This window comes from Acidovorax sp. NO-1, from assembly GCF_000238595.1.
Taxonomy (GTDB): Bacteria; Pseudomonadota; Gammaproteobacteria; order Burkholderiales; family Burkholderiaceae_C; genus Acidovorax.
Genome location: NZ_AGTS01000144.1, coordinates 21,780 through 31,226 on the forward strand (window position 1 = coordinate 21,780; position 9,447 = coordinate 31,226).

Genomic DNA, 9,447 nt, shown 5'->3' on the forward strand with positions numbered 1-9,447 from the left:
TATAGCCAACGTACTAGAGGATGAACGAGGCCCACGCCTGCATCATCGCGCGTCGCTTCTCCAGCATGTCCCCGCGCCGGTAGGCTGCCTCCACCTTGTTGCCCACAATGTGCGCCAGCGCCATTTCCGCCATTTCCTGGGGATAGTCGGTGGCTTCCGCTGCCCAGTCCCGGAACGAGGACCGGAAACCGTGCACGGTGATGTCGTCGCGCTTCATGCGCCGCAGCACGGCGGTGAGTGTCATGTCGGAGAGGGGTTTGTGGTCACGCGTGCTGGGAAACACGATGTCGGTGTCTGCCAGCTTGGTGTCCTTCAAAGACTCCAGCAGTTGCATGGCAGCATCCGATAGCGGTACCCGGTGCTCTTTCCCGGCTTTCATGCGTTCGCCAGGGACGGTCCACAGTTTGTGCTCGAAGTCCACCTCGTACCAGGCCATACCGCGCACTTCGCCTGAGCGGGCGGCGGTGAGGATGGTGAACTGCAGAGCCAGCGCACCGATGCCGCTTTGCTGGCGCAGTTCGGCCATGAAGGGTTTCATGTCGCGCCAAGGCAGTGCGGCGAAGTGCTTTGATTTGGCGACTTTGGAGCGTGCGGGCAGCAGTGCGTCGAGGTGGCCTTTCCAGCGGGCGGGGTTGTCTCCCGTGCGGTACCGGTGCACGGTGGCCCAATCGAGCACAGCTTCCAAACGGCCCCGCAGGCGCGAGGCGGTTTCTGCCTTGGTATGCCACACCGGCTCAAGCACGCGCATGATGTGCGCGGTTTCAATCAGCGCGACATCCATCTTGCCGATGATGGGGGCTGCGTAGGTTTGCAGCGTGTTCGTCCACTGGTCGGCGTGCTTGGCATTCTTCCAGCCAGATCGGTGTGATTCGATATAGCGCTCAGCGCAACTGTCGAACGTGATGGTTTTGGCTTGCTCGGCACGCGCTACGGCAGCGGCTTGGTGCTTGACTTGCATGGGGTCGATGCCTTGGCGCACCTGACGACGCCAGGCCATGGCTTTGTCGCGGGCATCGGCCAGGGAGACTTCGGGGTATGGCCCCAGTCCCGTCCAGCGCTCACGACCGTTGAAGGCGTAGCGCAAAATCCAGGACTTGGAGCCCCCTTCGGTGACTTTGAGCCACAGGCCGGCACCGTCGCCATGCAGGCCCGGCTCCTTGAGCCTAGTGGCTTGCAATTGAGTGAGTTTGTTGGCTTTGACCATGGGTGGAGTTCGACGGAGACGAGACCCAAATTTTGGTCTCGTTATACGGAAAAGTATACGGAAAAAACACAAGATTGAGAGATGCCATCAGAAACCCCGTGAAACAACAAAAATCATAAACTATTGTTTTTATTGGGTTATTTTCTGATTTCTTGAGATTTTTTGACGCAAAGTGAAACCCGGGTTCGACTGCCGCCCTCTCCGCCAGTCGGTCATCAAAAAAAGCGCCCTTCGGGCGCTTTTTTGTTGGCGATGCGCTGATCAAACGCGAAAAGGATCGCAACCACGCATGTAGTTGTTGCAAAAAGTTTAAATAGTTGGCAACCGCAATTGCCAGATTCAGAATAAATGGCTCTATTCTGAAGGAGCTTCCCATGCCCATGGAGTTGTTGTTCGTGGTTGCACAGAGCAAGCTGCCCATGACCATCGAGACTGCGTGCGAGGTCGACAAACTGCGGGTGCTGGCGGCGGCGCGGCTGGTGGAGGCGCAGCTGCCAGGTATTGGTGCCACAGAGCAGAAGGCGAAAGTGCTGGCCATTTCGCCGCAGGGGCGGGCTGCGCTGTCAAAGACTTACCCCCACCACCGATTTCAATACATCAGTCCGGTCCCCGCAGAAGGCATGCGCTCCCCTGAATGGCTGCCTGCCGCAGACAGCTGCCTTATGGAACGTGATGCAAACAAGACGACATTGGACTCGTGAGCCGGGCCCTCATTGGATGACGCTCTGCTCGGCGTTTGCAACCAAACGAAACATTTCACGGGCTGTCGAGATAGTCGCCGTTGTCTGACAGACGCCCGGCGGTGGGTTTGATGAAATCCTGCCCATCAGCCATTGAGGCTGCCGGGAGCTCATTGGGACTCCCATTCGAATTTGACCAAAGGACCTACCATGCAACGCCGCCCTCTCACACCACGAACCCGTGCTCTGGCTGCGTTTGCCGGTACGGTTGTGCTCGCAGTGCTTGCCGCTGCATCCCTGCTCATGCCGGATGTCATCGTGCAATCGGCGGACTCCATGCCGTTGCTCCCCAGTGGGCTTAACCAGCTCGTCGATTCCAGCTTCCTGGAGTGACCTCGCCACGCACAATCCACCGCTTTCGGATCATGTAGCTGGAAAAAACCATAGCATCGGAGTACGATCCGACGCTGCACACCGGGTTTTTCGGTGAATGTGCAGAACGGAGGGCGATCGTGGCTACACGTTGTCGAATCTCTCAAATGGTTCTTAGCCGTGAAGTGGTTGCAAGAACCCTTTCGGTCGTTGCCCTGATGGCCGCCTTGGCGGGCTGCACCAGCCCTCGGGATGGCTCGCTGGAAGAGTATGTGCGGTGGCACGATGGCGCGCACGCGCAGGCACGGGCAGGTGCACTGCGGTGGAGTGAGCTGTACAAGCAAAGCTTTGACCGGCTGACAGCGCTTCCGCCGTCTTTGCAACAAGACACGCGGCTTGAAAACACGATCCTGCTGCTGTCGACCGCAAGAAAATACGAAGCCAACGAAATCAGCGCACAGCAGTTCACCATCGAACGCCAATCGATTGAGAACCAGTTGCAGGCACGCCTTCACTAGGCGCAGCGTGGAGGCCGATGGGTTTTCTAGCGGGGGGAAGTCCCCTGCTCCACGATGGTGAGGCGTCGACGCAATGCTGCCGCCGCGCTCTGATCGCCCGCAGCTTCAGCGCGCCGCAGATCCACACTGAGCCAGGCCATCAAAGGCCTGCGCCAGCCTTGGGCTGATGCAGTGTCTGTCGCCATCACAATTACCTCGGGGCTGGCACGACCGGACTGAAACAGCACGCCCGCCGCCACCAGGCGGGAAAGCGGGTCTTGCACCGCGGCCAAAGCTGCCGTGTCGGAGGACGCTGCCACCTTGCGCTGCGCTTCGGGCAGCAAAGCCACCGCGCTGGGCTGCACACGGCCCGCCAGGTACTCTGCGTACACACGTTCGGGCTCCGCCGCGTCGGCCCGCAGGGGCTCGAAGCGCTCGCACGTGCCTGGCACCAGGCTTGCAACTTGGGCTGCGCAGCGCATGAGTTCGAGGCGCGCAAGGAGGTCAGGGCGCCCTGTGCGGGCTATTTCCGCGCGTGCGCGGTCCCATTCAAGCTTCTCGACCCGGGCATTGCCCGACAGATAGGCTTCGACTCCTTTCTGGACGGATGCCTGTGCGTTCATTTGCCAGTCTGGCACCGGAGGTTTGCTGGAGCAAGCGGACAACAGCACTGCTGCGCCCAGAATGGCGCCAAAAGTACGCAAGGCGGCGTGATCGGTCATCATGGCAGCTTGATCTCCGTGTCCCTGGCAAATGGCCATTTGCGGTTGATTTCGTTGACCAGGCTTTCCACCTTGCGCAGGTTGCTTTCCACCTCGGCACGCAGGGCCCCCAGGTCGGTGGTTGCTTCGCGGGCGTTGGCGCCTATGGCCTGTGCCTCCACCAATACGGCGTCCACCTTTTGCAGGCTTGTGCGGGTGTCTGCCAGCAGCCCGTTGAGCTGGGCCACCGTGGCGCGCACCTCGGGCACCAGGGCGTCTTTGCTCCCCTCGGCACCAAACACCTGCCGGTCTGCGCGCGCGGCCATGCCGTCCAGGCGCGCCAGCAGGGCATTGGTGCGTTCCAGCGTGGAGACAATTTTCTTCGCATCGGTTTCGTTGCCCATCAGCACGCCCAGCACTCCACCCGGGCCGTTGAGGCGTTCGGTCAGCGCCTGCACGTTGGCAAGGCTGCCGCCCAGGGCTCCGTCTTGGGCGCTGAGCGCATTCAGGTTGGTCAGCAGCTCCCGGGCAGAGGCCATGAGCTGCGGAATCTCGGCCGTGGCGTCGCCGCGCAGCACCGGGCGTACGGCGCCATCGGCCAGGAGCTTGTCGTCAAGCATGCCTGTGTACGCGCGGATGTTGGTGCCCCCCACGATACCCCGCACCAGGGTGAAAACGCTCGACTCACGCAGCCAGTGCGCGTCCTTGCGCGGCACGTCCACGATGATGCGGGCATTGCCGGTGTCGGCCAGTTCGATGCGGCGCACACGGCCAATGGGGAAACCCGAAAACGTCATGTCCATGCCCACCACCACGCCTTCAGAGTCGTCGGCCGTGAGCACCAGGGTCTGCGTGGGCTCGAACGCCCCGCGTGCATACAGCAGGTACAGGCCGGATCCCAGAATGAGCGCCAGGGTAAACAGCAACAGCGCCGCAGCCTTGATCTCAAGATAGGCCACCGGGCGCAGGGTTTCCACAGGCGGTACGTCGGTGGCCGGAGAAGCCTCGGCCGGCCCAGGGGGCGGCGTTCGGCGGGGTTCGTGATGCTCGTCGTTCATGGTGCCGTGGCGTGGATCTGTGGGGGAGGTACGGTGGGTGCAGGATTGCGGCGATGACCCGGGATCAGTAGTAGTTGCCCATGAGGGAGATGACCTCGATCAGCAGCAGCACCGCAAACATGCGGGCCAGCCCGCCGAGTTCCGAATCGGGCTGGGTGCGGTCGCCAGTGTCATACAGGCCTGCCGCCATGGGGATCAGCGCCACCGCCAGGCTGAAAAACACGGTCTTGAGCGCGAACACCATGGTGACACTGGACGTGAACACCTGGCCGAACATGCGTGTGTAGGTGGGCAGCCCTGCCAGATTGAAGCCGTACACCCCAAGGTAGGCCAGCACCAGGGCGACCACGCAGCTGAGCGCGGCCAGCGTGATGCAGGCAAAGACGCCTGCAATCACGCGGGGCAGAAGTTCGATGCGCACCGGGTCAAAACCGTTCACGCGCAGGGCATGAAAGCGGCCGGTCTGCCGCAGTCGAGAGATCTGCGTGCCATTGGGTATCGTGCAGCGCATGGCCACAAACAGCGCTGCCGTGAGGGGGATCAGCTCCAGCACCAGCACCCGGATCACCATTTCCAGCGCATAGCGGGACAACCCGTAACTGAGCGCCGTAACCACCACGATGCGCGTGAGCACCAGACTGAGCAGCGCCGCCAGCACCGTGAAACCCAGCAGCACCGGGGCCGTGTCCAGGTAAATGTGGCGCGCCAGCGCCCTGCGCGTGCCCTTGCCATAGCTGGACGGCGACAGCACCAGCACCAGCACCACGGCCCCCAGATAAAGGATGCGCCACCAGGCAATCGCCCAGCGCCGCGCGGTATTCCACACACGTTCTGGCAGGGAGAGGCCGGGCAAACGCGAAATCATGGGCGGATCATAGCGGTGCATGCGCAGGGGGCTACGCACGCGGTGGGGTACTGCAATATTTGCATGTTTTATGCCTCTGACGCTTATTGGTAAAGCGCAAACAGCTATCATTTTAGTAGCATTTTCAGGCGTTTGAGAGTAACAGTTGTTCACACCCTAGCCAGGACCTAGACATGCCGCTTTGCGCCGCTTGCCGTGATGGGCGCTGCGGGCGCGACATCCGCGCGTGCGTGCAGGGCTTCGATGATGTGGCAGGTGCCGTCGGTGCCATCACACCGGTTGCGCAATGCCAGCAGATCAGCCTCCAGCGTTTGCAGCTCAGCGAGGCGGGAACGCACATGCTGCAGATGCGCGTCCAGCGTGTCGCGCGCAGCATCACAGTCTGCCTTCTGACTCCAGTCCAGCGCCAGCAGGGTGCGCACCTCCTGCAGCGACATGTCCATGGCGCGGCACAGGCGGATGAAACGCAGCTGGTGCACATCGTGCTCGCTGTACAAACGGTAGCTGTTTTCGCCCCGTGCCCCAAGCGGCAGCAACCCTTCTTTTTCGTAGTAACGGATGTTGGCGGCCGAAACGCCCGACTGCTCAGCCGCTTCACCGATGCGGAAATGCGCAAGCTTGTGATCCATGGCTTGACCTGCAAGTGACTTCAAAGTTTCCAATCATGCCATCGCCTACACAACTGAACGGAGAAACCCATGTCTGCCCATTGCCATGACGACCATTGCACCACCGGCTCTGCCGCCACCGCGGACCCTCGCTATCGTCGCATCCTGTGGATCGCCCTGGTGGTCAACGCTGCCATGTTCGTGGTGGAACTGGGGGCAGGCACCCGATCAGGTTCGGCATCGCTGCTGGCCGATGCCATCGATTTTCTGGGGGATGCCGCCAACTACGGTCTGTCGCTGTGGGTGCTGGCCATGGCGCTTACCTGGCGCGCACGCGCCGCGCTGTTCAAGGGGGCCAGCATGCTGGCGTTCGGCGTGTTCGTAATCGGCCGCGTGGCCTGGGGTGCGTTGCAAGGCGTTCCGCCCGAGCCCATCACCATGGGCAGCGTAGGCCTGCTGGCACTGGCCGCCAACCTGGGCGTGGCCGCCCTGCTCTACGCCTACCGGGGGGGCGACGCCAACATGCGCGGTGTGTGGCTGTGCACCCGCAACGATGCACTGGGCAACATGGCCGTGATGGGCGCAGCCCTGGGCGTGCTGGGCACCGGCACCGCCTGGCCCGACCTGGCGGTGGCGGCCGTCATGGCGGGCCTGGCCATCAGCGGCGGCTGGACGGTGATTCGCCACGCTCGGCAAGAGCTTGCCAGCACCCACGCAAGCCCGCAAACCCAGGGGCAATGAGCCATGCGTGAACGCCTGTCCACCCCGTTGAGCGCGCCGCGACCTGCACCTGACGCGCAGCACCGGCGCGCCGCTTTTGACCACCTGCTGACCAGCTTTGCCCGCCAGCCTGACGCACCCCCGGCCCATCGCTGGCGATGGCTCGAGGCGGCGCACGTGCTGGGGCAGACCTCGTTGCCCCTGCACTGGCGCTCACACACCGCCATGCTGCGCTATGCCTTGGCCCTGCGCGATGCGCGCGAGGCCGCTGGTCAGCTCCTGCGGCTGGCGCTGGTGCCCCTGGGGCATCTGCTGGCACGGCTGCCGCTGGGCAACATCGGAAGATCCCATGTGAGCGCCTTCAGACCCATGGTGCCGGCAGCTGAAGTGACGGTGCTTATGCAGAAGGCGCTGGAAGAAACGGCGATCGCCCCGGCGCGGCCGACCGACGTGGGTGTCTGAACACGGGGCCGCGGCGGCATTCAGGGCTTGGCAGAGCGTGCCGCGCGGCCTGGCCTGAGAGGGGTCCGGGCCGGTTTTGCAGCGGCTTGCTCCAGCCACAGCAGGGTGTCCATCTGCGACAAAAAGTGCCGCAGGTAGTCGGGCGAGAGCAACCGCATCAACGCCAGGGAACGCAGCACAAGCCGGTGCGCATTGAGCGGCCCGGCGTTCTCCGGCCCGCGCGTGATGGCCTCGGCCACCTGCTGCTCTGCAGAAATTTTCGACCAGACTTCGCCGAAGCGGCGCACGCTCTTCATGTCTGAAACGCTGGCGCCACCATCCAGCAACACTGCATCTGCATCAGCCCGGGCGCGGGCAGCGAGGTCGCCGTTTAGCGCCTCCAGTGCAGAGGGTGCCCCGGCTGGCGCTGTTGCAGCCTGCGGTCGGGAGGCCGCCGCCCGGGCGCACGCCGCGTAGTCCGCCATCGCGGCTTGCAGCCTGCCCGCCAGCACCTGCTGCACGGCCGGTGTCTGCGCGGGCAGGCGCGCGGCCAGAACCTCCAGGTACCGGAAACGCACCGGGTCGTGGCGGTGTGCGCCCTCCGCCCGCAGCGAATCCAGCGATGGCTCGCTTTCACTCATTGCGGGCAGATTTGGGAGGTGCAGCGCGGGGTACAGGCGCCATCTCGACGCGGCGGTTCTGGGCCCGCCCGCTTTCGTCGGCGTTGTCGGCCACCGGTTGCTCGGCACCGAAGGCGGCGGCAAACACCTGGGATGAGGGCATGCCCTCGTCGATGAGGGCTCGGGTCACCGTCAACGCACGTTGGGCCGACAGCTCCAGGTTGTCGGCAAAACGCTGCTGGCGCCCCTGCAGCAGTGCGGTGTTGTCGGTGAAGCCGCTGACCATCAGCATCTCGTCGCGCTCCATCAGGTACACCTTCAACGGTCCAACAAGGCTTTGCAGTAGCTGGCGGCCCTCAGTGCGCAGCTCGGCAGAGCCTGCCGAAAACAGCACGCTGCCGCTGATGCCGATACGGCCTTCATTGACCGTGACGCGGCCGCTGGCCAGCGGAATCGCCAGCGCTTTTTCCAGCGCCATGCGGCGCTTTTCTTCCATCTGCCGCTTTTCCACTTCCTGCTTGAGGCTGGCCACGAGGTCGATCTGCACCACCAGCACGCCCACCAGAATCAGCACAAACGCACCCAGCAAGCCCGCCATGAGGTCGCCAAACACGGCCCACACCGGGGCCGTCTGTTCGGTGGCATCGTCCAGCGTGTCGTCCAGGCCGGTCACGCGGCGACTCCCTGCACCGCTGCGGCCATCTGCCCGTTGAGGCGGCGCAGGTCTTCCACGATGCCCTGCTGCGAAGAAATGCTCAGATCGATCACCTCGCGAGCTTGTGCCACGTAGTAGGCCAACTGCTCATCGCTGCGGCTCATGGACTGGCCAATGGCGACTTCGATGCGCTGCAGGCTGTCCATCAGCTTCTCGTTGCTGGCCGTGAACAGGCCCACGCCGTGGCCAAAGGACTCACCCAGGCTCGACAGCTCCACCGCGCTGGCGGCCACGTGTGCCGACACTTCATCGACCTTGCCCGCCTGCGCGCCGAGCGCTTGGGCAAACTCCTGCCCCGCCTGCTCCAGCACCGAGGCCGCAGACCCCACCAGCGATTCAATGGCCGCGCGCTGCTGCCCGGCGGCTTCGTTCACCGATTGGAGCAACACACCCAGCTGCTCCATCATCGCCGTGCGCTCTGCCAGGGCCGCGTTGTCGCGTTCGCTCAGGTGGGCCATCTCCTGGCGCAGCTGGGTGATGACCTCGGCCGCGGCCTGCGGCACATCCGACGCTGTCTGCAGCAATCGCGTGAGTGGGGCTTCCAGCGCAGAACCCAGGGTGGCCAGGTGCCCGGCCACAGCGGCCTGCAACGCATCGAGCCGCTCCACCGCGGCCTGGCCGCGTGCCGCCTCGGCATCCCGCAGCGCCACCAATTCCGTGCGCCACACGCCCGCCAGCGCATCCATGCGCTGGGCCTGGGTTTCGGCCCATTGGGCTTCGGCCTCGATGCGGGTGTGCAACAGTGCGTCCGACTGGTCCATCAACCGGGCGGCACCGCCCAGGGCCTGGTGCACCTGCTCCGTCATGCGCTCGGTGAGCTGCGCCGCAGCGCCCTCCAGCGCCTGGCATACGCCGCGCTGCTGCTGCGCCGTTTGCTCGCCCACCTGCTGCCATTGCTCCGCCAGTCGGCTGGCCATGCCCTCCATGGACTGGCTCCAGCCCGCAAGGCGCTGCGTGTCCGCCGCC

12 protein-coding genes and 1 pseudogene are annotated in these 9,447 nt (G+C 64.0%); 5 read left to right on the forward strand and 8 right to left on the reverse strand.

Annotation, left to right across the window (positions count from 1 at the left end; translation table 11 throughout):
* Positions 1-13 precede the first annotated feature (13 nt).
* On the reverse strand, positions 14-1,204 hold the full coding sequence (locus KYG_RS20375; RefSeq protein ID WP_008906822.1) for a site-specific integrase: 1,191 nt from the start codon (positions 1,202-1,204) through the stop codon (positions 14-16).
* 374 nt (positions 1,205-1,578) lie between these two features.
* Between KYG_RS20375 and KYG_RS20380 the strand changes: the two genes are divergently transcribed.
* The 3 genes from KYG_RS20380 (at position 1,579) to KYG_RS20390 (ending at position 2,774) form a co-directional block, all read left to right on the forward strand.
* Positions 1,579-1,905, forward strand: coding sequence for a hypothetical protein (locus KYG_RS20380; protein ID WP_008906823.1), 327 nt, complete (start codon positions 1,579-1,581; stop codon positions 1,903-1,905).
* A 189-nt stretch (positions 1,906-2,094) separates the two neighbouring features.
* On the forward strand, positions 2,095-2,277 hold the full coding sequence (locus KYG_RS20385) for a hypothetical protein (protein WP_008906824.1): 183 nt from the start codon (positions 2,095-2,097) through the stop codon (positions 2,275-2,277).
* A 197-nt stretch (positions 2,278-2,474) separates the two neighbouring features.
* Positions 2,475-2,774, forward strand: coding sequence for a hypothetical protein (locus KYG_RS20390; protein ID WP_008906825.1), 300 nt, complete (start codon positions 2,475-2,477; stop codon positions 2,772-2,774).
* A 26-nt stretch (positions 2,775-2,800) separates the two neighbouring features.
* On the opposite strand, the gene KYG_RS20395 is transcribed toward KYG_RS20390, so the two are convergent.
* The 4 genes from KYG_RS20395 to KYG_RS20410 form a co-directional block, all read right to left on the reverse strand.
* Positions 2,801-3,475 carry a hypothetical protein gene (locus KYG_RS20395; RefSeq protein ID WP_008906826.1) on the reverse strand — a complete coding sequence of 225 codons (675 nt, stop codon included), beginning with the start codon at positions 3,473-3,475 and terminating at the stop codon, positions 2,801-2,803.
* Entirely contained in the window at positions 3,475-4,512 is a 1,038-nt protein-coding gene (locus KYG_RS20400) for an MlaD family protein (RefSeq protein WP_008906827.1), read from the reverse strand. The genes KYG_RS20395 and KYG_RS20400 overlap by 1 nt, the downstream gene beginning before the upstream one ends.
* 64 nt (positions 4,513-4,576) lie before the next feature.
* A complete protein-coding gene (locus tag KYG_RS20405; protein ID WP_034695605.1) occupies positions 4,577-5,377 on the reverse strand; it encodes an ABC transporter permease in 801 nt (266 codons plus the stop codon).
* Between the two features lie 167 nt (positions 5,378-5,544).
* On the reverse strand, positions 5,545-6,006 hold the full coding sequence (locus tag KYG_RS20410; protein ID WP_008906829.1) for a Cd(II)/Pb(II)-responsive transcriptional regulator: 462 nt from the start codon (positions 6,004-6,006) through the stop codon (positions 5,545-5,547).
* A 69-nt stretch (positions 6,007-6,075) separates the two neighbouring features.
* Between KYG_RS20410 and KYG_RS20415 the strand changes: the two genes are divergently transcribed.
* Both KYG_RS20415 and KYG_RS20420 read left to right on the forward strand, forming a co-directional pair.
* The gene (locus KYG_RS20415; protein WP_008906830.1) at positions 6,076-6,726 is read left to right on the forward strand and encodes a cation transporter; all 651 of its coding nucleotides are present in this window, start codon (positions 6,076-6,078) and stop codon (positions 6,724-6,726) included.
* Positions 6,727-6,729: 3 nt separating this feature from the next.
* Entirely contained in the window at positions 6,730-7,167 is a 438-nt protein-coding gene (locus KYG_RS20420; RefSeq protein WP_008906831.1) for a DUF3703 domain-containing protein, read from the forward strand.
* Positions 7,168-7,187: 20 nt separating this feature from the next.
* Here KYG_RS20420 and KYG_RS20425 read toward each other — a convergent pair whose 3' ends face one another.
* The 3 genes and pseudogenes from KYG_RS20425 to KYG_RS20435 all read right to left on the reverse strand — a co-directional run.
* Entirely contained in the window at positions 7,188-7,787 is a 600-nt protein-coding gene (locus KYG_RS20425; protein ID WP_008906832.1) for a DUF2894 domain-containing protein, read from the reverse strand.
* A complete protein-coding gene (locus KYG_RS20430) occupies positions 7,780-8,439 on the reverse strand; it encodes an OmpA family protein (RefSeq protein WP_008906833.1) in 660 nt (219 codons plus the stop codon). Before KYG_RS20430 ends, KYG_RS20425 begins: the two co-directional genes overlap by 8 nt.
* Positions 8,436-9,447, reverse strand: a pseudogene (locus tag KYG_RS20435) (DUF802 domain-containing protein); the annotation flags it as partial. The gene KYG_RS20430 and the pseudogene KYG_RS20435, both read right to left, overlap by 4 nt.